Annotated in this window: 21 protein-coding genes and 1 tRNA gene; 14 read left to right on the top strand and 8 right to left on the bottom strand. The window is 61.1% G+C overall.

Translation table 11 applies throughout. From position 1 onward, the window contains the following. Positions 1-663: 663 nt before the first annotated feature. The 6 genes from H8A92_RS01795 (at position 664) to H8A92_RS40925 (ending at position 6,044) form a co-directional block, all read left to right on the top strand. Positions 664-1,041 carry a hypothetical protein gene (locus H8A92_RS01795; RefSeq protein WP_229194159.1) on the top strand — a complete coding sequence of 126 codons (378 nt, stop codon included), beginning with the start codon at positions 664-666 and terminating at the stop codon, positions 1,039-1,041. Between the two features lie 331 nt (positions 1,042-1,372). Continuing rightward, a complete protein-coding gene (locus tag H8A92_RS40930) occupies positions 1,373-1,666 on the top strand; it encodes a helix-turn-helix transcriptional regulator (RefSeq protein ID WP_338026490.1) in 294 nt (97 codons plus the stop codon). Between the two features lie 92 nt (positions 1,667-1,758). Beyond that, a complete protein-coding gene (locus H8A92_RS01785; RefSeq protein ID WP_229194158.1) occupies positions 1,759-2,394 on the top strand; it encodes an NYN domain-containing protein in 636 nt (211 codons plus the stop codon). A gap of 105 nt (positions 2,395-2,499) precedes the next feature. Next, complete coding sequence (locus H8A92_RS01780; RefSeq protein WP_229194157.1) at positions 2,500-5,328, top strand: TrlF family AAA-like ATPase; 2,829 nt, start codon at positions 2,500-2,502, stop codon at positions 5,326-5,328. 202 nt (positions 5,329-5,530) lie between these two features. Continuing rightward, positions 5,531-5,604, top strand: a tRNA-Gly gene (locus H8A92_RS01775). A 44-nt stretch (positions 5,605-5,648) separates the two neighbouring features. Then, entirely contained in the window at positions 5,649-6,044 is a 396-nt protein-coding gene (locus H8A92_RS40925; RefSeq protein ID WP_338026489.1) for a DUF3551 domain-containing protein, read from the top strand. A gap of 443 nt (positions 6,045-6,487) precedes the next feature. On the opposite strand, the gene H8A92_RS01765 is transcribed toward H8A92_RS40925, so the two are convergent. Further along, entirely contained in the window at positions 6,488-7,507 is a 1,020-nt protein-coding gene (locus H8A92_RS01765; RefSeq protein ID WP_229194156.1) for an LLM class flavin-dependent oxidoreductase, read from the bottom strand. Between the two features lie 247 nt (positions 7,508-7,754). Here H8A92_RS01765 and H8A92_RS01760 point away from each other — a divergent pair, with 247 nt between their 5' ends. Both H8A92_RS01760 and H8A92_RS01755 read left to right on the top strand, forming a co-directional pair. Further along, positions 7,755-8,921 carry an NADH:flavin oxidoreductase/NADH oxidase gene (locus H8A92_RS01760; protein WP_229194155.1) on the top strand — a complete coding sequence of 389 codons (1,167 nt, stop codon included), beginning with the start codon at positions 7,755-7,757 and terminating at the stop codon, positions 8,919-8,921. Positions 8,922-8,957: 36 nt separating this feature from the next. After that, positions 8,958-9,887 carry a dihydrodipicolinate synthase family protein gene (locus tag H8A92_RS01755; RefSeq protein WP_229194154.1) on the top strand — a complete coding sequence of 310 codons (930 nt, stop codon included), beginning with the start codon at positions 8,958-8,960 and terminating at the stop codon, positions 9,885-9,887. A gap of 6 nt (positions 9,888-9,893) precedes the next feature. Here the strand turns inward: H8A92_RS01755 and H8A92_RS01750 are convergent, their stop codons facing one another. The 4 genes from H8A92_RS01750 to H8A92_RS01735 all read right to left on the bottom strand — a co-directional run bounded on the left by H8A92_RS01750 (position 9,894) and on the right by H8A92_RS01735 (position 13,622). After that, positions 9,894-11,063, bottom strand: coding sequence for a cytochrome P450 (locus H8A92_RS01750; protein ID WP_229194153.1), 1,170 nt, complete (start codon positions 11,061-11,063; stop codon positions 9,894-9,896). A gap of 109 nt (positions 11,064-11,172) precedes the next feature. Further along, positions 11,173-11,970, bottom strand: coding sequence for a helix-turn-helix transcriptional regulator (locus H8A92_RS01745; RefSeq protein ID WP_229194152.1), 798 nt, complete (start codon positions 11,968-11,970; stop codon positions 11,173-11,175). 233 nt (positions 11,971-12,203) lie between these two features. Beyond that, entirely contained in the window at positions 12,204-12,566 is a 363-nt protein-coding gene (locus H8A92_RS01740; protein ID WP_229194151.1) for a nuclear transport factor 2 family protein, read from the bottom strand. 108 nt (positions 12,567-12,674) lie between these two features. Beyond that, a complete protein-coding gene (locus tag H8A92_RS01735) occupies positions 12,675-13,622 on the bottom strand; it encodes a LysR family transcriptional regulator (RefSeq protein WP_229194150.1) in 948 nt (315 codons plus the stop codon). Positions 13,623-13,690: 68 nt separating this feature from the next. Between H8A92_RS01735 and H8A92_RS01730 the strand changes: the two genes are divergently transcribed. Further along, positions 13,691-14,767 carry an aromatic ring-hydroxylating dioxygenase subunit alpha gene (locus H8A92_RS01730; RefSeq protein WP_229194149.1) on the top strand — a complete coding sequence of 359 codons (1,077 nt, stop codon included), beginning with the start codon at positions 13,691-13,693 and terminating at the stop codon, positions 14,765-14,767. A gap of 351 nt (positions 14,768-15,118) precedes the next feature. Continuing rightward, positions 15,119-16,114, top strand: a complete 996-nt coding sequence (locus tag H8A92_RS01725; protein WP_229194148.1) for an alpha/beta fold hydrolase — start codon at positions 15,119-15,121, stop codon at positions 16,112-16,114. Between the two features lie 62 nt (positions 16,115-16,176). Here the strand turns inward: H8A92_RS01725 and H8A92_RS01720 are convergent, their stop codons facing one another. Then, on the bottom strand, positions 16,177-16,527 hold the full coding sequence (locus H8A92_RS01720; RefSeq protein WP_163153534.1) for a RidA family protein: 351 nt from the start codon (positions 16,525-16,527) through the stop codon (positions 16,177-16,179). Positions 16,528-16,634: 107 nt separating this feature from the next. Further along, positions 16,635-16,757 (bottom strand): hypothetical protein, encoded by a 123-nt coding sequence (locus H8A92_RS40730; RefSeq protein ID WP_274613184.1) that lies wholly within the window; start codon positions 16,755-16,757, stop codon positions 16,635-16,637. Between the two features lie 613 nt (positions 16,758-17,370). On the opposite strand from H8A92_RS40730, the gene H8A92_RS01715 reads away from it, so the two are divergent. Together H8A92_RS01715 and H8A92_RS01710 are read left to right on the top strand one after the other, a co-directional pair. Continuing rightward, a complete protein-coding gene (locus tag H8A92_RS01715) occupies positions 17,371-17,622 on the top strand; it encodes a histidine kinase (protein ID WP_229194147.1) in 252 nt (83 codons plus the stop codon). A 274-nt stretch (positions 17,623-17,896) separates the two neighbouring features. After that, positions 17,897-21,280, top strand: coding sequence for an adenylate/guanylate cyclase domain-containing protein (locus H8A92_RS01710; protein ID WP_229194146.1), 3,384 nt, complete (start codon positions 17,897-17,899; stop codon positions 21,278-21,280). Between the two features lie 143 nt (positions 21,281-21,423). On the opposite strand, the gene H8A92_RS01705 is transcribed toward H8A92_RS01710, so the two are convergent. After that, entirely contained in the window at positions 21,424-21,906 is a 483-nt protein-coding gene (locus H8A92_RS01705; RefSeq protein WP_229194145.1) for a lipocalin-like domain-containing protein, read from the bottom strand. 295 nt (positions 21,907-22,201) lie between these two features. On the opposite strand from H8A92_RS01705, the gene H8A92_RS01700 reads away from it, so the two are divergent. Together H8A92_RS01700 and H8A92_RS01695 are read left to right on the top strand one after the other, a co-directional pair. Beyond that, complete coding sequence (locus H8A92_RS01700; RefSeq protein ID WP_229194144.1) at positions 22,202-22,657, top strand: lipocalin-like domain-containing protein; 456 nt, start codon at positions 22,202-22,204, stop codon at positions 22,655-22,657. Positions 22,658-23,015: 358 nt separating this feature from the next. After that, positions 23,016-23,372 (top strand): hypothetical protein, encoded by a 357-nt coding sequence (locus H8A92_RS01695; protein ID WP_229194143.1) that lies wholly within the window; start codon positions 23,016-23,018, stop codon positions 23,370-23,372. Positions 23,373-23,682 lie beyond the last annotated feature (310 nt).

Genomic DNA, 23,682 nt, shown 5'->3' with positions numbered 1-23,682 from the left:
CCATTGCTTTAGCCACATTGCTAGCGGCAGGAAGAGCCGGCAGTTCATCGAGCGCGCGTCCGCGGGACGCGGCGCGCGCGAGAAGAGAGATCAAACAAAGATACTAGGAGTCGCGGCGTGATGCTCGACGGCTCGTTTGCGGAAGATGTTGAAATACATGGAGAAGTTGCGTTTCGCGCTTCGCTATACAGTATAGCGACGTGCTTTGCCGCAGCTTGTTCAGACGGCCATTGCTATTCGAGCAAAATGCCTTCGCGCCTCACGAGATGAGAACGCAATAATCTTCGATCACAGCATGAAATCTTTTCGGTTGCTGCAGACGCAGTGTTCTACGTAGCCAAGATCCATGGCGGCAAGGCGGTGTCAATCTGGCGGCACGAATAGGTTGTAGACTGCAGATCGCACATCCGTTATAGTCCGCCGATCCTCGGAGAGACCGTCGATAATTCGATCCGTGGAGTTGTTTGCGAACAAATCAAAACATGGAGCGATGGATTTATGCAGCGCGCTCCAAACGACGACGCTCGTTATAATCTAGGGCGCCTCGCGATATCGAGTCTTTGTGGATTTCTCTTTTTGATTCCATTCGCGAACATTGCTTTCGCCGACGCGAATGACCGCGACCACTAAGAAATTCATTATTGCAACTAAGGAGGATTTCTAATGAGTGCCGTTGACGTTGTAAAAGAGATCTTGGACCAAGCAATCCCCGAACTCCAAAAGCAAATGGCATCTATGAGCCAAGGTTGCTCGGGCGGTGATCACGGAGTGCCCCCGGAGAATTGGCAAGCGAGGCAGGCACCCGGTAACTCAGCGATACAAGCGTTCAGCGCTGCGAGGGCGGCTTTGGGAGAAGGCCGGATACCGGATACCAAACAACAGATCATTTCTGCTCTGACGCAGTGGGATACATTAATCAACAGTCTCGCTTTGAGCTGTTCAGGGGGCGAGCACGGTCGGGACCCTGACAATTATGGCAACTATTTGCGTTTTAGGGATTTGCTGAAGGAGCGACTGCTGACGGCGCTGCGTTTCTTATAGGATTTGTTTTGTCCCCGCGACTGTCGCAGCAAACCGACAGTCGCGGTGAAGCATTGAGTTTTGATACTTGTCGATGCCCGGCCATTCTGGAGAGAGCTTTCGACAACGAACGTGTTGGGGCAACGCGCCTCTCTCGGCTGCTTCTGACGGTAATCTGGACATCGTGCGGCGGGCGGATTTATCTGACTGCGCGCCCCCGTGATCGTCGAATTAATTGACTTGCCACAAGACATGCAGACTCCGAGCTCTGCAGCTCTTCGCCAGACGTCGAACATCCCAACTTCCTAGAGTGCGGCTTGGAGATCCGCCGAGCACGCAGCCATGCGCATCTATGTTCTGGTTGCACATTCAGCTATCTGCACGTATGTTTTGGTCGCCCGCTAGCTGGTTCCTCAAACCATGGGCGTCGACGCTCTTCATGGAGTGTTCGATGAACATGTTGAGAAGGCTGGTAACGAAGAAGGAGCTGAAATCGATCTACGGCATTCCGTACTCGCCCGCGCACATTGCTCGTCTTGAGAAGGCCGGGAAATTTCCTATCCGGATTAACCTCGGCACCTGCAGGGTGGCATGGTACGCGGACGAAGTGGAGACTTGGATCGCTTCACGTCCTCGCGCTGCATAAATCGCAGACACTTTTTGAAGGGTACTTTGGGCGGCGAGGTTCGAAACTCGCCGCCACTTTTCTGAGTCGGAACATTATTACGGAAGAAACTGATGGCAAAAGTTCACGTGTTTTGGGACAATTCAAATATCTACATTGGTGCACAAGCGGTACTACAAAAACTCGGACGTCGCACAACTGGCGCCCGTATCGACTTCGAGAACCTGCTGAAGCTCGCCATCGGCGGCCGCCAGCTGGCGCGCGGACACTGTGTTGGTTCTGTCCCTCCGGAGGTTTGGGCTGTTTGGTTACAGCTGGCTAAAAAGACTGGCATCAAGCCCGAGTTGTTCGAGAGAGGCGCCGCCAGCGGCAAAGAGCAGGCCGTAGATCAAGCCTTACAAGTTCAGATGTTGCGCGCTGCGATCGATGAGACGCAGCCCCAGGTCGCTGTTCTTCTTACTGGGGACGGCCGTGGCTATGCCGACGGCGTCGGCTTTCACGCAGACTTGCAGCGCCTCTACAACAAGGGTTGGGCCATTGAAGTGCTGTCATGGGATGATACCTGCGCGAAGGCCCTCAAGACCTGGGCCGCACAGGTCGGCTGCTTCATCAGGCTCGACGACTACGCGGAGTGCATCGTCTTCGAGCAAGGAGTCACGAACGTGAAACCTCTCAACATGCGCAGACGTCCGACTGCCAAAATGCCCGCCGCAAGTTCTGCAGCGGCCACTCCGAACAAATCGACGTAAGGCCGGCGCCACGTTGCGTGCGTTAACAACCTCTGGCCGCGCCAGACGTGCTTTGCAAGGCGTTCCGTAACTAGACTATACTGTAATCATTGCGCATTTCAGCATATGGAAAAGGAATTTGAGGTGGATAACGGCGCTCACTTTTATAAGTGTGATTTCCAGGTACATACCCCGCGAGATCGCAACTGGAAAGGTTCAGAATGCATCACGCCCGAAGACCGCAAGCAATATGCCGCATCCCTAATAGCCGCCTGTCGAGCAAAAGGGCTTGATGCTGTCGCCATCACTGACCATCACGACCTTTGCTTTGTGAAATTCATACGCGATGCTGCACGTGCAGAGCGCGACGAACACGGAAAGCCGGTAGCTCCGGGAAAGCAGATCGTCGTCTTCCCCGGAATTGAACTTACACTAGGAGTTCCTTGTCAAGCGCTGCTCATTCTTGATGCGAGTTTGCCGGAAGATCAATTCGGATTGGTCCTTAATGCCTTAGGAATTGTGCCAAGCGCTGACACCGAGTCGAAGACTATCGAAACGAAACGGCTGGACCACATCACCACCCTGGTGAAACTAAAAGAGGAACTGGACAAGTTTACATATCTAAAAAACAAATACACGATTCTTCCAAATGTGAGCGAAGGCGGTTCAGACACGCTGTTGCGAACTGGAGCTGCGGGGAAATACGCCGCGATGCCCTGTGTGGGCGGCTATCTTGATGGTGCGGTCACTCAGCTCGGCAAGGGCAATCGAAATATCTTGGACGGAAAAGCGGGTAGCTACGGCAATAAGCGAATTGCGCTCTTTCAAACGTCTGATAACCGAAGCGAAAATCATGCGGATCTAGGCAAACACACCACTTGGGTTAAGTGGGCCACTCCAACGGCCGAAGCGTTGCGACAAGCCTGCCTGGCTCAAGAATCGCGAATCGCGCAAGAACGCCCGACTATACCAGCCGTAGCCATTACATCGCTAAATGTCACCAATAGCGTGTTCCTCGGACCGATCCAGATCGAGTTCAATCCACAATACAACGCTCTGATCGGTGGGCGGGGCACCGGCAAGTCAACGATCTTGGAATATCTACGATGGGGGTTGTGCGACCAGGTGCCGACTCCGTTAGCCGATGATGAATTGCCGAACTATCAGCACCGAAGGCGAGTGCTGGTTGAGAAAACTCTGCAAGCCGTGAACGCTACGGTGCAAGTCGGTTTTACCGTCAACGGTATCGAGCACGTCGTGCGCCGAAATAGCAAAACTGATGAACTCTTATTGAAAGTTGGGACGGGTTCGTTTGCCCCATGCACGGAGCTCGATATCCGAACGTTGCTGCCGATCCAAGCATATAGCCAGAAGCAATTGAGTAACGTGAGTGTCAGACTCGAAGAGCTGTCAAGGTTTATAGAATCGCCAATTCGCGGAGATCTGGACGATCTTGAGAAGCAGTTTGACCGGACCTCTGCAGAAATCCGGCAGGAGTACGCCGCGGTGTCTCGGCTGCGAAAGCTTCAGCAACAAGCTTCCAACGATGAGCTGCTACTCGCATCGCTGGTCGAGCAGACTGCCAACATGCGAGCGTCGTTGACCGGCTTATCTGAGGATGACACGAAAACTCTCGACCAAAAGCCGCTTTACGACACGGCTAATGAGGCTGTCGCAGTGTGGCTCAGCGATGTTGACGCCATTTCTACCGAGATTAGAAATTTCAAAATGTCGCTGGAGCCGCTGCCATCAGACGCCGAGGTGGCGCCATCAGCGCTCCCCGAAACAAGAGTGATCACAGAGATTCAAGATGCGGCGGCTGATTTTGTAAGGAAAGCAAAAGATGCGGCAGACCGGTTGTTGGCGGTAGAGCGCGAATTTAAGAACGAAGATGACGAATACGTAGGCAAGCTCAAGAAATCCGTTGAGGCCTGGCAAACCGCGCTGGAGGCGTTCAATGAGAGGTATGAAAAAGCGAAACAGCGCGCATCTACGCATCAGTCGACGTTAGCCCAACTCGCTCAAATGGAGCAGCGCATTGCGGCGCTGCGGAATACGTTGGCAAATACGCGCAAGGAAATTGCTGGGTTGGGGAAGCCCCAAGAGCGGTATGAGGCAGTTCGGAAGAAATGGCTTGCTGCTAAAGCGGCCCGCGCGAAGCGAATTACGGCGGAGTGTGCGAAGCTGACAAAGTTATCGTCCGGAGAAATTCGCGCTACGGTCAAAGTCGGTGCGGGCGTCGACCAAGTGATGAAGCGATTGCGGGACGTTGTCGCGGGGTCTGGCGTCAGACGCGATAGATTTGATGCCATCGGAGGGGCTGTTCAAAGCGCGAAGGATCCCAATGCGCACTGGATGGTAATCTTGAACGAACTTGAGCAACTGGCGACATACGATCCTCAGGGCGGAGCAAAGACCGTTCCGAAGTGCGCGGCGCTCGTGGCTGCGGGAATCGGGGCGTCCGATTTGGCAAAGATTGGCGGCAAGTTAGACGCTGACGCTTGGCTGGAGTTATCGCTTTCGCGCCTGGAAGATGAGCCCGTTTTCGAGTACCGCGTGAGAGAGGGGGATTATATTCCGTTTGCCAATGCGTCCGCGGGTCAGCAAGCAACGGCTCTTTTGAAAGCGCTGCTGAACCAGTCGGGGCCGCCCCTCATAATCGATCAACCTGAAGAGGATTTAGATAATCCAGTTGTTCTGGAGGTCGTGGAGCAGATCTGGAGGGCAAAAAGAGAGCGTCAAATCATAATTGCGAGCCACAACGCTAATCTTGTCGTCAACGGAGACGCCGAACTGGTTGCTTGGTGTGACTACCGGGTCGTAGGCGAGCAGTCTGGAGGTAAAATTAGCGCGACTGGCGCGATCGACATTCCGGAAATCTGCGAAGCCATTAAGCGGGTCATGGAAGGCGGAGAAAATGCGTTTAAGCTTCGCAAAGATAAATACGGTTTCTAGCTTGCACGGCCCATGGTGGGACTGTCGACGTGATTTTGCTATAAGGGTGGACTCGATCTCTTTACAGCTTCGTTCTTAGTATCGTCTGCAAGGCGTGTGCTGTTGTACTGTTGACGCCGACTCGCCCCTTAGCGTACATAAAGGGTGCCGAGCAAAAAGCGAGCAAATTGAAGTCTCCGGTTGCAAGGAAGTCATTGATTTTGCGGGCGTAGTTCAATGGTAGAACGGCAGCTTCCCAAGCTGCATACGAGGGTTCGATTCCCTTCGCCCGCTCCAGTCTCTGGGCGCAGTATTTTACGGGCAATCGCAGGAGACCTGACGTGAAGTTGCTGGGAGCGCTGTTGCTTGCGCTGAGCGTGCTTTGGATGACAAGGCCGGCATCTGCACAGACCTACGATCCGCGCTACCCGGTCTGCATGCACGTTTACGGTGCGTTGATCGGCGAGCGGATGGACTGCGTCTTCACGTCTCTGGATGCGTGCCAGGCCGGCGCTAACGGGCTGCCGGCGACCTGTCTGGTCAACCCCTACTACGCGCCAAGGTCGCGCGCCGTTACAGGCTTGAACGATAACTTTTGGGCTCGCGATCGCGAGCGCCCAGTTGAGATCAATGCATGGAATGGTGGTACTTCGCACTCCTTGCGATCGTTCTGGTCGGATGCGTATTTGTCGTACGCGCCCGTCGGAGCAGCAATTCGCAAGAAGATGAGGAACTGAACCGGCGACTCGATGAACGCGTCGATCGTCTCCGCGATGATCTCGCTCGCCGTGATCTCGATCGCGACCAGGATTCCTGACTCGGGCACATCCTCGGACCGGCTTCCCGCGATTAGTCCGGGATATTACGGCGATCTGTTCACGCAACGTGCGTGCCTAACGAACTGTACTCAACCTGTTCTTCTCACAACGCGCAGTTATGTTTCCGTAGTTCTCCGCGTTTGAGAACGGAGTTCCGCCGGAACGATCTCGCGGGTTCCGGCATTGGCCCTGTAGAACCGGCCAGCCTCCGGTAGAGAACGGTCGGTTCAAGCCCGCGCTGGCCGTTCGCCCCCCAACCACACCCCTAGAAGGACGGTCGGCGCGGGTCCTTGATCTTGATCCTGCTCCGCGCGACGAACCGCCTGCCGCGGTCATTCTCTCACGGATCAGAGAGCTGGCGTTCAGCGCCAGCCGAGTGCTGGTGCGATCTGGGTCAGGATCGTCTCGATCACATGTGCGTTGTAGGCGACGCCGAGCTGATTGGGGACGGTCAGGAGCAGGGTGTCGGCCTCGGCGATCGCCTCGTCCGTCTTCAACTGCTCGATCAGCTTCTCCGGCTCGGCGGCGTAGCCGCGGCCGAAGATCGCGCGCGTCCGCTCGTCGATGAAGCCGATCTGGTCTTCCTCCTGCCCGTTGCCGAAATAGGCGCGGTCGCGATCGTCGACCAGCGCGAAGATGCTGCGGCTCACCGAGACCCGCGGCTCGCGGGTGTGACCCGCTTCCTTCCAGGCGGAACGATATGCGCGGATCTGCGCGGCCTGCTGGACATGGAAGGCTTCGCCGGTCTCGTCGCTCTTTAGCGTCGAGCTCTGCAGGTTCATCCCGAGCTTCGCTGCCCAGACCGCGGTGGCGTTGGAGCCGGCGCCCCACCAGATCCGCTCGCGCAGGCCTTCCGAGAGCGGTTCGAGCCGCAGCAGCCCGGGCGGATTGGGAAACATCGGCCGTGGATTCGGCTGCGCAAAACCTTGTCCGCGCAGCATGTCGAGGAAGATCTCGGCATGACGGCGGCCCATGTCGGCGTCGGTCTCGCCCTCGCCGGGCTGATAGCCGAAATAGCGCCAGCCATCGATCACCTGCTCGGGCGAGCCGCGGCTGATGCCGAGTTGCAGGCGTCCCCTCGCGATCAGGTCGGCGGCGCCGGCGTCCTCGATCATGTACATCGGATTTTCGTAGCGCATATCGATCACGGCGGTGCCGATTTCGATCCGGCTGGTCTTGGCACCGACCGCCGCCAGCAGCGGGAAGGGCGAGGCGAGCTGGCGTGCGAAATGATGGACGCGGAAATACGCGCCATCCGCGCCCAGCTCTTCAGCGGCGACCGCGAGGTCGATCGATTGCAGGAGCACATCTGCGGCCGAGCGGGCCTGGGATTGCGGCGAGGGCGTCCAGTGCCCGAACGAGAGGAATCCGATTTTCTTCATGACGGCTATGTAGGCATGTCCGGTGCGAATTGCGAACCGTGGCTCGACCCCACGGTGACGGAAAGTGTTTACCAGCCGCGATGATTTTCTGCAGCAAATGTTGCGGGTTTCGCCGATTGCGCCGCTGCGTGCGTGCCACATGCGCGCAGGTCTTGCCGCCTGCGTCGCGGTGCGACTTGCGATCCCCCGGCGCGCCGCCTAGCTTTCCGCCACGATTTCTCCAGCCAACACGTTCCCGCAGGTCCCGATGTCGCAGCCGCTTCTGTTTCAGCCGATCACGCTTCGCGGCGTGACCTCCCGAAACCGCATCCTGATTTCACCGATGTGCCAGTATTCGGCGACCGACGGCCTCGCCAATGATTGGCACCTTGTTCATCTCGGTAAATTTGCCCAGGGCGGCGCCGGGCTCGTGATGGTCGAGGCCGCGGCGGTGGCCGCCGAGGGCCGCATCACCCATGGCGATGTCGGCATCTGGAACGACGAGCAGATCGCGCCGCTCGAGCGCATCGCCGCCTTCCTGAAGGACAATGGCGCCGTGCCCGCGATCCAGCTCGCGCATGCCGGCCGCAAGGCCAGCATGCAGCGCCCCTGGTACGGCAATGCCGCACTCGACGAGGCCGACCAAGCCCGCGGCGATCTGCCGTGGCGGACGGTGGCGCCGAGCGCGATCCCGATGGAGGAAGGCTGGTTGATGCCGCACGCGCTCGAGGTCGATGAGCTCGCAGCGTTGCGCGAGCAATGGCGGCGCGCCACGCTGCGCGCGGTGGAGGCCGGCTTCGAGTTCGTCGAGGTGCATTGCGCGCATGGCTATCTGCTGCACGAATTCCTCTCGCCATTGTCGAACCGCAGGAGCGACGCCTATGGCGGCGATCGCGCCGGGCGGATGCGCTATCCGCTCGAGATCATCGAGACCGTGCGCGCCGCCTGGCCCGCGGAGCGGCCGCTGTCGGTGCGGATCTCCTCGGTCGACGGTGTCGACGGCGGCCTGACGCTCGAGGACCAGATCGCGTTCGCGCGCGAAGCCAAGGCGCGCGGCGCCGATCTGATCGATTGCTCGTCGGGCGGCCTGCTCGGCTCGGCGACAGCGGCGCGGATCCCGCGCGGCTACAGCTTCCAGGTGCCTTATGCGGATGAAATCCGCCGCTCCGCCGAGGTCGCCACCATCGCGGTCGGCCTGATCCTGCATCCGCAGCAGGCGGAAGATATTCTGGCGGGCGGCCAGGCCGATCTGGTCGCGATCGGCCGCGAGGCGTTGTTCGATCCGAACTGGCCGCTGCATGCCGAGCTTGCGCTTGGCGGCGGAAGCGGCGAAGTGTTCGCGTCCTGGCCGAAGCAGTATGGCTGGTGGCTGGAGCGGCGCGAGCCGGGCCTGCGTAAGCTCGGAGGCCCGCCGCTGCCGTTCCGCAGCGTTTAACGAGAACAGCTGACAGGAAACCTGGGAGGTCGTCATATGGCAACAGTCGCAAAGCGTCCCTATCGCGGTGTCTTCCCGGTCGCGCCGACCATCTTCGACGCCAACGGCAACCTCGATCTCGACGGGCAGCGCCGCTGCATCGATTTCATGATCGATGCCGGCTCGCACGGCATCTGCATCCTCGCCAATTTCTCCGAGCAGTTCGTGCTGACCGATGCCGAGCGCGAGACCGTGATGCATGCCGTGCTCGAGCACGTCGCGGGCCGCATCCCCGTGATCGTCACCACGACGCATTTCTCCTCCGCGGTGTGTGCCGCGCGCAGCCGCGAGGCGGAGGCCGCCGGCGCTGCGATGGTGATGATCATGCCGCCCTATCACGGTGCGACCTTCCGCGTCGGCGAGCCGGCGATCCATGAGTTCTATCGCGTGGTCTCCGACGCGATTCGTATCCCGATCATGATCCAGGACGCGCCGGTCGCCGGCACGCCGCTGTCGGTCGATTTCCTGGCCCGGATGGCGAAAGAACTCGCCAATGTCAGGTATTTCAAGATCGAGGTCCCGATGGCGGCGAACAAGCTGCGCGGCCTGATCGAGAAGGGCGGCAGCGTGATCGAGGGGCCGTGGGACGGCGAGGAGGCGATCACGCTGATGGCCGATCTCGATGCCGGCGCCACCGGGGCGATGACCGGCGGCGGCTATCCCGACGGCATTCGCCAGATCATGGATCCGTTCCTCGCCGGCCGCCGCGACGAGGCCGTGCAGGCCTATGCGCGCTGGCTGCCGCTGATCAATTACGAGAACCGGCAATGCGGGCTGCAGGCCTGCAAGGTGCTGATGCGCGAGGGCGGCGTCATCAAGTCGGACGCGGTGCGCCACCCGTTGCAGCCGCTGCATCCGGCGACGCGCGCAGGCCTGATCGAGATCGCGCGCACACTCGATCCGGTCGTGCTGCGCTGGGGGAGGTAATAGCCCCTACGCGTCCCACGTCACAGGCAAATCCAGCAGGCCGCGGAACGCCCAGCCGCCGATCCGCGGCGGCTTGTCCGCGATCAGGCGCAGGTTGGTTAGCCTGTTGAAGATCGCGGGCAGCGCGACGTCGGCGACCATGGCGCGCGAGGCCCAGGCGCCGGCGCAGAAATGCGGACCGGCGCCGAACGCGATGCTCTTGCTGGCGTCGCGGCGGACGTCGAACCGGTCGGGCTCGCTGAAATGCTTCTCGTCCCGGTTCGCCGAGCCGAACATCAGGAACACCCGTTCATTGGGCTCGAATGCGACGTCCCGGATCGTCCATGGCTTTGCGATCCGCCGCGGCGACATCCCGATCGGCGAGATCCAGCGCGCATATTCCTCGAACACCTGCAGCCACGGGATCGCACCGCTCACAGCCAGCGCAAGCTGGTCGGGATGGGTCAACAGCGCCCACACCGTGCCGGCGATGGCGTCGCGCGGCTCGTTCTGGCCACCCGAGATCGCGAGCTTGATGTTGGCGCGCACGCTCTCCATCGGCATGTCGGTTTGCAGCAGCACCCCGAGCAGGCTGAGGTCGGGCCTCTTGCGCAGCCTTGGCGCCATGTCGTCGATCGCAGCGTCGATCCCCGAGGTTGCGGCATGGCAGCGCGCCTCGATCGCGGGATCGCCGACGTAGTTGGCGATGCCGTCGATCATGCCCTGCGACCAGGCGTTCATGTCCTGGAAGCGCATGTTGGTGAGGCCGGTGATCGATTTCAGGCATTCGGCCGAGAACGGCAGCGCGAAGGCCTGCACGAAATCGACCACCCCATCCGGCTTCAACTCGTCGAGGATGCGCGTGGCGTGTCCGGCGAATTGCGCGGTCCAGTGCGATCTGACGGTCTTCGGCGAGATCGCCGGGAAGATCGCCTTGCGCTCGTTCATGTGCGCATCGCCGTCCTTGCGCATCATGTTGTGGCCCATCAGTCTGTTCATCAGCCCTTCGGGCTGGTGCGATGAGAACACGTCGATCTGCTTTTCGGAGACGAAGATGTCGTCGCGGTTGCACAGCAGCGTGCTGCCGAGCTGCGGCACGAAGGCGATCGGCGCCTCCTTGCGCATGCGTGCGAGCGTCGGATAGGGGTCCTGCCAGAAGGCAGGGACGTCGATGTCGAAATGGGGAGCGGTGCTCACGGCGTGATCTCGGGGTGGCCTCGGGTTTCGGGCCAAGCATAGGCGCCCGAGTGTCGCCGGTCTGTCCCTACCGTTTGGGACAGACAGGCCCATCGTTCAAGGCACCCCCTCAATTCAGCCGGCGTCCGGACGCCATCAGCCGCAGCGCGATCGCGAACAGCTCGTTCTGCGAGGAGATGCCGAGCTTGTCATAGGCGCGCTTGCGATAGGTGAGGGCGGAATGCAGCCCGATGCCGAGATCGGCCGCGATGGCTTCCGAGCTGAGGCCCGACAGAATCCGCAGGCAGACCTCCTGCTCGCGCCCGGTCAGTCTTGCGAGCGGCTCAGTGGTCGCAAACAGGGTCTTCAGCCGTTCGATCGGGTCGACATCCAGTGCCGGCTCGCGCTGGAAGTGTCGCGCCACCGCCGCCGTCAACGCGGGCGCGACCACGGTCAGGCGCGCGATCTGCTCGCGGCTGAAGCGGCCCTGCTCGGTGATCTGGTAGAAATTGACGTAGAAGCAGGTGTCGCCGGTCCAGATCGCGGAGGCGAATTTGTCGACGATGTCGGAATCGTCGAAGAAGATCTTGCGGTAGCCGTCGCTGTACATGCGGCGGGCGAAGGTCGGCAGCACGATCGGCGCCGCCTGCGCCTGCCCTTCGAACACCGCATCCCTGTTCGGGTCGGCCTGATGGAAATGTTCGGAATAGGCGACCCCGAGATCGTGCCCGGTCGGGATGTTGCCGACGTCGAGCAGGCAAGCGGCGGATCGCGGGCCCGTGAACGAGAACACCATGCAGTGACCGACACCGGCGACGCGGCGCAGCGCGCCGATCAGCGCCTGCGGAAAGCCGTCGCGGCCGATCGCCAGCAGCGCCGGCGTGATGTCGCTGATGACAGAGCTTTTGAAGGCGAAATCGGCCTTCATGGTGTCCTCCCTGTGTTTCGGGAAGACTAGCAGCGACATCGCGGGCGTGGAAGCGGCAGCGGTCTTGGCTATTGGGGTAGGAGCAGCTCTATCCGCTCGTCATTCCGGGGCGACGCGCAGCGTCGGGCCCGGAATCCATTTCACCATTGAGTTCGCGGCCCGATGGATTCCGGGCTCAGCCCTTCGGGCTGCCCTCAGGTGCGCAATTGCGCACCGGGGAATGACGGAACTGGTTAAGCGCCCGGCACCTGGTCGAGGAAGCCGGTGATGCTCCTGATCCGGCCGTCCTTCAGCATGGCGAAGTCGGTGCCCTTGATCGGGCTGTCGACGCCGTCGGGCCCGAGGCCCGAGGAGAAGCGGACATGGTCGCCGAAGCCGTTCGGCTCGCCGAGCAGCTTGAAGGTGAAATCCGGAAACTTCTGCTGCACGCCCGCGATCAGCGCGTCGACGCCTTCATGGCCGTCGCCGCTCATCATCGGATCGATATAGCGTGCGTCGGCAGTCCAGTTCTCGCTCAGCATCTCGCGGCGCCGGCTCGGCGTCCGCTCGTTCCAGAGCTCGATATAACGGCGGGCGATGGTGGCGTGATCGGTCATGGTGCTCTCCTTCGATGTGCCGGACTGTGCGGCGGTCCGGACTATCGAAGGTTTGCTTGCGCCGATCGATTACCTCTGACGTCATCGTGTGCGGAACGGTGCCGCCGGCTACGGTCTGATATAGGCCTCCGGGTCGCCGCGCGCGTGCGCCTCCATCGCGTCGAGGAAGCAGCGCACCTTGGCCGGGACAAATTGCCGCGCGGGCAGCAGCGCGTGCACGTTGAGCGGCTCGCAGGCATGGTCCGGCAATAGCCGCCGCAACTCGCCGGCCGCGACCGCGGCGCGGGTGTAGCTCGCGGTGACCCGCAGCACGCCATGGCCGGCGAGCGCCGCCTGCAAACGGACATGGGCATTCGAGCTGGTGAGGCGCGCGCGATCCACCGCGAGATGCTCGACCGCGCCGCCGGGCGCGGTGATCGCCCATGGTGGATCGCTGGGGCCGGTCAGCAGCGGCAGCTGTCTCAACTCATCCAGCGTGCGCGGCTCGCCGGATTTCTCCAGCAGCGCCGGTGCCGCGAACAGGCCGCGCTCGAGGGTGAAGACGCGGCGGATCACGATGCCGGCCGACGGCAGCGGCGCCTCCAGCATCGCGAACACGATGTCGTAGTTCTCGGCGATCGGATTGACGATGTCGTGCTCGACGTCGATCCGGATCGCGAGTTCCGGATAGCGGCCCATCACCGCGCAGGCGACTGGCCCCGCGTGATGCGCGCCGAACTCGTACGGCGCCTTGATGCGCAGGGTGCCCGCGACCGCGCTCGACATCGCCAGCGCCTCGCTATGGGTGTCGTGCAGTGCCGCGAACAGCGGGCGCACCTTGCGGTAGATGGTGTCTCCGGAATCGGTCAGCCGCAGGTGCCGCGTGGTCCGTTCGATCAGCCGCAGCCCGAGATTGGCCTCGAGGCGCTGCACCGCAGCACTGAGGCTCGATTTGGGATGTCCGAGCACGCGCGCGGCCGCAGTGAAGCCGCCATGCTCGACAACCTCGCAAAACAGCTCCCAGTCGCGCCACTCCATGGCCGATTGTCCATCCACCGGTACAGTGTGTCCAGCCAAATCGGATTATCCCGATGGCCGGGATCACTTAAACCTCATTGCAAGCAACATTGCATCGGGAGGGTGATATGGCAGTTGACTTGGCTGACGACGGAATTTTCCTGCGCAACGCCTGGTATGTGGCGGCGCTGAACCACGAGCTGATCGACGGCAGGAAGCTGGCGCGCACGATCCTGGAGCGGCCGATCGTGATCTATCGCGGCGCCAGCGGAAAGGTGGTCGCGCTCGACGACCGCTGTTGCCATCGCGCCGCGCCGCTCTCGATGGGGCGCGTCGAGGGCGACGACATCCGCTGCATGTATCATGGCATGAAGTTCGCGGCCGACGGCAAGTGCATCCAGATCCCCGGTCAGGACGCGATCCCCGCCAAGCTCGGCGTGCGCAGCTATCCCGTGGTCGAGCGCTACAACATGATCTTCATCTGGACCGGCGATCCCGAAAAGGCCGATCCGAAGCTGATCCTCGACTATCCGCCGCTCGAAGATCCCAAATGGCGTGGCCTGCCGGGCTACATGCACTACAAGGCCAACTGGCTCCTGATCGTCGACAACCTCAGCGACTTCGCGCATCTCGCCTTCGTGCACACCAACACGCTCGGCGGTTCCGAGGAATACGCCTACAAGACCAAGCCGGTCGCGATCGAGAAGCTGGACGACGGTTTCCGCGTCGAGCGCTGGCACATGGGCGCCGATGCGCCGCCCTACCACAAGAAGGTGATCCCGAACAAAGCCGATATGGTCGATCGCCGCAATGTCGGCCGCATGATCGTGCCGGGCATCTTCACGCTCGATACGATGTTCGCGCCGGCCGGGCAGGGCGCGGAGAAGGGCGTTCAGGTTCCGGGCACCCGGCAGTACCGCAACGCGCAGTTCATGACGCCGGAGACGCGCTCGTCGACGCACTTCTTCTGGAACTATCTGCACGATTTCGACACCGACAATCCGAACATTGCGCTGTCGCTGCGGCATTCCCTCGAGGAAGCCTTCAACGAGGACAAGGATTTCATCGAGGCGCAGCAGAAGGTGCTCGACGCCGATCCGGATTATCAGCTGCTCGCGATCGGCGCCGATGCGCCGCTGACCTATTTCCGCTGGCTGTTCGCACGCCGGCTCGATGCGGAGAAGGGCACGGCACGCGCCGCATAGTCGGTGGCGCGGCGGTGTCACCGCCTGGGCGCAAGCCACGCCGGGATCGCGAGATCGTGACGTCCCGGCGTGGCTGCCGTCCAAGCGGGTTTGGCGTAAAGTGATCAACGTGAATTCGTCGGTTCTTGATCCGGGTCAAGGTTTTTGCCCGCGCCAGCCAGACTATCTCGGTGGCGATCAAATCGGTGAACGAGCTTGCACGAAGAGACGGATCCATCGGAACGAAGTGCAGCTCCCAGCTGGGTGCAGTACGCCTGGTTATGGCCGTTTGAAGCCACGCGATTGGCGCTCGAAATCTACTCGCAGATGTATCCCGCTCGCGCGTCCGGGCCCATGGATGCGCCGTGCGAAGTGGCTACGCTGCCTTGGACGACGGCCCATTCGGTGGCGCTGCAGCTGTCATCGATGCGCCTGCTGGATTTCTCGAGAGCTGTCGAAGGCTCGCCGCTGCTGGTCTGTGCGCCCTACGCGCTGCATCGCGCGAACATAGCGGACCTTGCACCCGGCCACAGCTTGATGGAGGCATTGCAGGCGGCGGGTATTGCGCGCCTCTATCTCACGGATTGGCTCTCGGCGGCACCGGAGATGCGATATTTCTCGATTGACACCTATCTGTCCGACCTCAACGTGGCCGTCGACACGATCGGGCCGCCCGTCGACCTTGCCGGTCTCTGTCAGGGTGGATGGCTGTCACTGCTCTATGCGGCGCGCTTTCCCGACAAGGTGCGGCGGCTGGTGCTTGCGGGCAGCCCGGTCGACGTGTCGGTGCCGTCGGAGCTTTCCAGGATGGTCGCCTCGCTCCCGCAGCAAGGCTTCGAGGCAATGGTGCGGCAGGGAGAAGGGATCGTCAGCGGCAAGCACATGCTGCAGCTCTGGAGCATTCCGTTCAGCCTGCTTGACGTGGAGACGGCGCTGCAGCGGCCGCTCGACGGCACGTCGGAGGATGCGCGGGTCCTGCTCGATCGCTTCACGTGCTGGAACCGCGAGACGCTTGATTTGCCGGGCACCTACTATCTCGAAGTGACAGACTGGATCTTTCGCCAGAACCGGATTGCGGCTGGAGACTTTGTCGCGCTTGGCAGCAAGGTTGATCTTGCTGCGGTGAAGCTGCCCGTCTTCCTGCTCGCTGCGGAGAACGACATTGTTGTTCCGGCCGATCAGGCATTTGCGACGTTGCGGCTGTTGGGCACGCCGCCCGCGTGGCTGGAATGCGACACCGAGCCGTGTAGTCATCTCGGCCTGTTCATGGGCTGCAGGGCTCTGGCCGGTCCGTGGCGCCGGATTGCCCGCTGGCTGCAGTCCGATCTCGGTGAGACCGCGAGCGAGCGATCGCGGATCAGCGCGTGAGTGAAAAATGAAAATGCCCCGAATTGCAATTTTGCAATCCGGGGCGATGACCTGCGCCGTGCTTACTTCGCCGCGACGACCATGATCTCGACATTGTACTGCGGCGCCGCGAGCTTGGCCTCGACGGTGGCGCGGGCCGGGGTGTTGCCCTCCGAGACCCAGGCGTCCCACGCCGCGTTCATTTCGGGGAACGTCTTCATGTCGGTGATGTAGATGGTCGCGCTGAGCAGCTTCGACTTGTCGGTGCCGGCCTTGGCGAGATGGCCGTCGATGATCGACAGGATGTCCTTGGTCTGGTCGGTGACGCTGCCGCCCGCGGCCTTGCCGGCGACGACGCCGGCGAGATAGACGGTGTTGCCGTGCACGACGGCCTGGCTCATGCGCGGGCCGGTTTCGAAACGCTGAATGCTCATTTGGGTCTCCACTTGAATGGCGGGCACTGTCTACAGTGCCGCGGGGCTCGCCGCTACTGCGCAATTTGCAGCACCGTTCATCGAAATCGCACAGAATTGCTCCGAGATCACGTCGGCGCGATCAGGTTGGTGGATTCAGGCCGTTCGTCCAGCGCGCGAACAGCGCAATCCGTTCGGCCGGCCAGGCGCGTCGTCTCGAAATAGCCGGACACGACGAAGACCCGGGTCAAGCTCGCTTTTGGCCCGTCGGAGACAAGCCAACTGCACCGAGCGATGTCCGCATTTTGGGGGCCCGGAAGACATGTGCTCATGCTGGGTTCTTCTCAGTTTGACCCTGATCAGACTTTGGGCCCCGTTGCCGCTCAAGCCCGATTCCCTCTGGCTGCTTAAGGGCAAAATGCTAGTCTTAAGCAATTCCACAAGGCATCGCCCTGACTCTGAGGAACTATGCTGCCACTCGCAGCGCGCGCCCAGCAAACTTCATGTCATCTATGACGGTGGTTGAGGAATTGCGATGACAGATTTATTCGGGCGACACGCGATAGTGGTCGGAGCAGGTATTGGCGGTCTCACCGCGGCGAACTTGCTGTCTTGACCCGCCGCTTCGAAATGCGGCTGTTGCCGCACGCTGAGGTCTGGCCCCTTCAGCGCGTTACGTTACGCCCCGCAAAGGGGCTGCCGATGCAGTTGGTTCCGAGGAGAGAGCTTTAACCGTTCGAAACGTTTGCCGAGTGGAGGAGGCACACGGCCAGACAGAACAGAACTCGGTAAGGATCGCAGCCTGACGGGCCGACTTTTTCGAGCTTGGCCCGCCGAACAAGCAAAAGGCATGGAGGAGAGGATATGCTGCGTTCAGTCTTGTTAGTCGCACCGGCAGTCGTGATGATAACCGCGACCGCGGTCCTGGCGGACAACAAATCCGATTGTCAGAAGGGTCTTGAGATGATCAAGGCCGAGCTCAGGAAGAAACATCCTGCTCCAGTGATGGCAACCTTGCGCAAGGCGCTTAGCGGTGCCGAGACCGAGGTGATAGAGGAAGATTGGCCCGAATGCATGGACTACATCAAGACCGCGCGTGCTGCGCTAAAACAATGAGTGCTACCGCAAACGAGTAGTGGTCATTTTGCTCCCGTCGCAAACGAGAGACTCACGCAGGCTCGGCAACCTGGCGGCGGCACTTCTGTTATTGACCCGATGCAGCCGATTGGCGCGGTGCGGCAAGCGTCGGCTTTCGGATCGAGACCGGGTCAGCCAAGACCGGCTGTCGAAAGCCAAGTCTGACCCGAAACGGTCATTTTAACCTGCAATGCCCTGGACAGGCTGCGCCGCCGGGGGGATCATTAATCGCGGGCAAACCAGGGGCGCCGCCATGGATGTCGGAGGTTGGCTGCGGAGGCTTGGCCTCGAACGATACGAAACGGCATTCCGCGAGCACGAGGTAAGCGGGGAAGTTCTTCCGAGCCTCACGCAGGAGGACCTCAAGGAAATCGGCGTTGGTCCAGTTGGTCACCGCCGCATACTTCTCGAAGCAATCTCTGCCCTAAAAGCCAATGCGGGCAGAGGCGACTCCTCTGCTGACGTTGCGCCGACCTCAAATGCCCTTAGTGCCCGAACCGAAGACCGCGCAGAGCGTCGCCAGGTTACGGTGATGTTCTCAGATTTGGTCGGATCAACCGCACTATCGGCGCGCTTGGACCCGGAAGATCTGCGAGAGGTCATCACCGCCTATCAGAAGATGGTCGCCGAGACCGTGGGCCGTTTTGGTGGCTTCGTTGCAAAGTACATGGGCGACGGTGTGCTGGTGTATTTCGGTTATCCTCAGGCCCACGAGGACGACGCCGAGCGGGCCGTGCGCGCGGGGTTGGCCCTGGTCGCCGCGATCACTAATGTGAAAACCCACGCCGCTCTCCAGACGAGGATCGGAATTGCGACGGGAGTGGTCGTGGTGGGCGATCTGATCGGATCGGGGCCTTCCCAAGAACAAGCGATCGTCGGGGATACGCCGAACTTGGCAGCCCGCTTGCAAGGCCTTGCAAAGCCGAACAGAGTGGTGCTTGCCGATAGCACCCGCAGGCTCGTAGGCAGCCTGTTCGAGCTTGAGGACCTCGGGCCGCAGAAACTTAAGGGCATCTCGGGTCCGACACCAGCCTGGGCGGCATTGCGACTGGCTGCAGTGGAAGGCCGTTTTGAAGCAATGCATGCGAGCGGCCTGACCGACCTTGTCGGGCGGGAAGAGGAATTCGACTTGCTGCTACGGCGCTGGTCGAGGGCCGAATCCGGTCTGGGACACGTGGTCCTGCTCTCCGGCGAACCTGGCATCGGCAAGTCACGATTGACGGCTGCGCTGCTCGAGCACCTGGCTAACGGACCGCCTACACGTTTGCGCTACTTCTGCTCGCCGCAACACACTGAGAGCGCATTGTATCCGCTTATTGGCCAGATGGAGCGCGCCGCCGGACTGGGGCACAACGACAAGCCGCTAGCAAAGCTCGACAAGTTTGATGCGATGCTCGCACAGTCCTCAACCTCACCTCAGGATGCCGCACTTTTGGCTGAGATGTTGTCGCTGCCCAACGACGGGCGCTACCCGGCGCTCGACTCAGCCCCGGAGCAGCGCAGGGAAAAAACGCTTCAAGCGCTGACCTTACAAATTGCTGAATTGGCCAGACGGCAGCCGGTGCTGATGATCTTTGAGGACGCCCATTGGGCTGACCCCACGAGCCTGGAAGCGATCGGCCGGATGGTGGACCGGATCACAACCCTTCCGGTCCTCCTGATCGTCACATTCCGCCCCGAGTTCAATGCGCCCTGGGTGGGCCAGTCGCATGTAACGAGCCTGACGCTCAACCGGCTTGGCGACAGTGACGCCGCCACCATCATCGCACGGCTGGTCGGGAACAAGACGCTGCCAGCCGACGTGCTGGCGGAGATCGTCGGACGCACCGACGGGATTCCCCTGTTCGTGGAGGAGATGACGAAGGCGGTTTTGGAGGCCGAGAGCGAGGGTGCGGCCCGGCGCACGGTCGGCGTGGTTCCTTCTTCCGTCTTGGCGGTGCCGGCAAGCTTGCACGCCTCGCTGATGGCGCGGCTCGACCGGCTCGGTCCTGCCAAAGAGGTGGCGCAGATCGGATCGGCCATCGGACGGGGGTTCTCGCATGCCCTGCTGGCGGCGGTGGCGCCGAAGTCCGAGACGGAGCTGATCTCGGCACTCGATGGTCTCGTTCAGGCCGGCTTGTTGTTCCGGCAGGGAGATCCACCGCAAACAGACTATTTGTTCAAGCACGCGCTGGTGCGCGATGCTGCCTACGGCACGCTGTTGCGCGGCACGCGCCGGACGCTCCACTCACGCATCGCCGATGTTCTCGAGCAGGACCCGCCGAATTCCGTTTCGACGCCGCCTGAAGTTCTGGCGCACCATTACACGGAGGCCGGCGCGATCGAAAAAGCCGCAGCCTTGTGGGGCGAGGCCGGCCGTCGTTCCCGCGCACGATCGGCGTTGGCTGAAGCCGAAGTTCACTTGCGGCGGGCGCTTGGCCAGATCGCGACGTTGCCGGCGACCGCAGCGCTTCGCCGTGAACAGATTGCTCTTCAGGTCGAACTCGTCACCGTGCTCATGCACACCAAAGGTTACGGCGCGGCGGAAACCAAAACCGCGGCGGAGCGTGCCCGCGCCCTGATAGAACAAGCGGAAGCGATTGGGGAGCCACCCGAAGACCCGTTGCTGCTGTTCTCGGTGATCTATGGCTTCTGGGTTCTCAATGTCGCGGGATTCAACGGCGACGCGGCGCGTGAACTCGCTACTCAGTTCTGGCAGCTCGCAGCAAGGCAAGCCAGCAGCGGGCCGATCCTGCTCGCCCGTCGCATGATGGGGATGACATTGATGTCGGTCGGCAGCCCGGTGGAGGCGAAGGAGCATCTCGATAGCGCCCTCGAGATGTACAACGCGGCTGAGCACGGTGGGCTTGCAGCCCATTTCGGCACGGATGCCCGGGTTGCGATCCTGGAATGGCGATCGCGGACGCTTTGGCTGCTTGGATATCCCGACGCCGCACGCGGCGATGCCCTCCGCTCGTTTGCATGCGCGCGGGAGATCGATCAGGCGGCGACGCTGATGCACGCGCTGGCGCACTCCACCGCGACTCTGATCCTCTGCGGAGATGTTGACGAGGCCCGCCTCAGCGCCGCCGAGTTGGTCGCGCTGGCCGAGAGCAAAGGATCTTCATATTGGAGCGCGAACGGCAGAATTTGGGAAGGATGCTTGCTTACGCTTGCCGGTCGCCCGTCGAAGGCGGTCGAAATGCTGACCTCGGCGCTCGATGATTATCGCGCGACGGGCGCAACCATCTATGTTCCCTTTGCGATGTCCTACCTGGCCGCGGCTTATGCCCGGCTCGGACGGCACCAGCACGCGCTCGACGCGATCGACAACGCGCTCGCTATGGCGCAGAGCACAGACGAACGTTGGTGTGAGGCTGAACTCTATCGAATTAAAGGCGAACTCACCCTGGCATTGCCCGACGCGGATCAGGCTGCTGCCCAGGCACTCTTCGAGCAGGCGCTCGCGATTGCGCGTCTACAGCAGGCGAGATCATGGGAGTTGCGTGCTGCGACCAACATCGCGCAACTGTTGCGGGACCGCGGCGAGCGGCAAGCTGCGTGTGAACGGCTTGCACCCGTATATGAATTGTTCACTCAAGGCTTCGACACGCCCGATCTTCAGAAGACCAAGGCGTTGCTGGACACGCTTGAGTGACTGCGCTGTCGGGTAACCAGCGATCTCCGGTTCTGGGCCCTTTTCCGAAACGCCGCGCTTGCTATCGAAAGTCCGGTGTCGGGGGCAAGCTGACGTCACAGCGCTTCGGCGTGCAAGAACGTCGAACACTGGCCCGGCCGGTCTTAGCGTTCGCGCTCCCAGGCGAGGGTTCCGACTACCGTCTTGCCGGGATAAACGGCACTGGCTTGTTCAGCCGTTCGTATGGTCAGCTTGTCGCCCTGCAACCTGAAAAATCTCACCTGGTCCTGCCCGGTCAAAAGCTCATTCCAGGATATATCGACCTTGGTCGTGAATTTGTCGTCCTCGATGGTGAATGGGCCGGTGTAAACCATCAGCGTCTTGAGGAGAGCTGCTGACTCTGCATCGTTTGCCGCCGGCTTGCGATTTGCCGCCGCGATGACGAATGCCGCGTACCCGTCCGGCGTGATGAGCGCCCTGCCTTTCGGATCGTGACCAAACGGTTCGGCGACGTCTCCACCGATGATCTGAATGGTCCACGAAGTCAGCTTCCAACTGCCGGCCAATTGCCTCGCTGTGTCCTGCGCGAAAGCCAATCCAGGCGTAAAATAGCAATACACGACAACAGCGAGGGCGAAGAAACGCATATGCTGTCCTCCTATGAAGGAACAGACTTCGAGTACGGCCATACTAACCACGGGGAATGAAACCTGCGAGCCCCGCGACGACCGCCTCCCGGCCCGCCACGCCCAGTTCTTCGGGCAGGCGCCAGGTTCGGTATTGGCTCCAGTGCGGACATGCCGGCCTTTATCTTACCCGGCTCGCCCGCGCATGGTAACGTCCGGAGTGCTCGACTGATGCTATCGATCCTCCGTTTGGAATAGACCAATGACTTTGCGAGCAATTTTCGCCGCATGCGCTGTTGCGGCTTTTGGATCGTTCATGATCACAATCGACGCGCTTGGTCAGAAACAATCGCTAAAAGATCAATTGGTGGGCACGTGGACGCTGCTCTCGTGGGAGCAGAAGAAAGGCGACGGCACCAAGATCGAGCGTTATGGGGCCGCTCCGAAGGGCATCGCGTTCTTTGATGCGGGTGGGCGATACATCATCACGGTGATGCGCTCGGATCGAGCCAAATACGCGAGCAATACCCTCTGGCAGGGCACACCCGAGGAAAACAAGGAAACCGCCGACGGCACGATAACCTACTTCGGAACGTATTCTGCTAACGAGGCAGATAGCAGCATCGCGATCCACGTCGAAGGCAGTTCCTTTCCAAACTGGAATGGCACCGAACAGAAGCGCTTTGTCGCCATTGCGGCAGACCAGCTGACGCTGACCGTTCGTCCCCCGGCGGGAGATATAGTCGACGTAATTTGGAAACGAGCGAACTGATCCGGCCATCACGTCTGCTGTTGGCCTATCGTGACCCATCGTGCTGCGGACGAACCTGGTCGCTATGAGAACAGAGCGGACGTGTCACCTGCCGGACTTATGGGTACACGGCCTGGCGCAAGATGAGATCAAGCTGCGGCGGGACATTTACGCAATTTCTGAATATTAGAAATGTATCCCTGAGTTGCCCGACTTGTCAAGTTGCCTGGTCGAACGCCGGCACCGCCGGCTACTTTGCATGGGGTTGTTTTCGATATTTTGACAACGCCCCTGCGAAGAACGGCTTTCCGGCCGGAACCCAAAGCAAGGAAAGGCCGTTGTCGCGGGATGTTGGGGGCAATCAACACAAGGAATGCTCATGCGCATCCGCATCTCGACGGCATCCATCGTTGCTGCTGCACTTTCGCTCGGAACACCTGTTTGGGCGCAAACGCAGGGAACGCAGCCGAAGCCGCCGCAGGCTCAATCCGAGGAATCCACCGTCATCCGGAGCATACAAGTCGTGGACGTCAAGGAACTCAAGCCTGAGGTCCGGTCGAGGGTCGAGGCTGTCATCGCAAAGGCAAGCGAAGAAGACCTGAAGAGCCTGCGGGGTTCCATCGACGCCTCCACGGAGGCGACTTCCGCGCTGAAGGCGAAGGGACTGAGCTCGGCACAGGTTGTCGCTGTCAATCTCAGCAACGGCATTCTCACGCTCTTTACCAAGCTGGCGTGAGCGCCTAGCTAAGGAAGTCCGGACTCAATGACAAGAGCCCGCCGGCCCAAACCCGGCGGGCTCTTCCATGTCCGTTTCGCCGTCTCTTCCGTGGCGAGGGACGCGCCTTGGGCATGATAAGATTAGCCCGAGCTACAACCGTATCGAAAGTTCACCTCTCCCTTGGGAGAGGTCGATTTGCGCAGCAAATCGGGTGAGGGGTTACGGTCCATCGAGAGGGCAAGAGCCCTCACCCGGATCGCTCTGGACGATGCTTCGCATCGCCAGGCGCAATCCGACCTCTCCCCGGTGGGGAGAGGTGAACAGAGGC

The organism is Bradyrhizobium acaciae (genome assembly GCF_020889785.1).
Classification (GTDB): Bacteria; Pseudomonadota; Alphaproteobacteria; order Rhizobiales; family Xanthobacteraceae; genus Bradyrhizobium; species Bradyrhizobium acaciae.
This window is presented reverse-complemented; position numbering and strand designations above follow the sequence as displayed.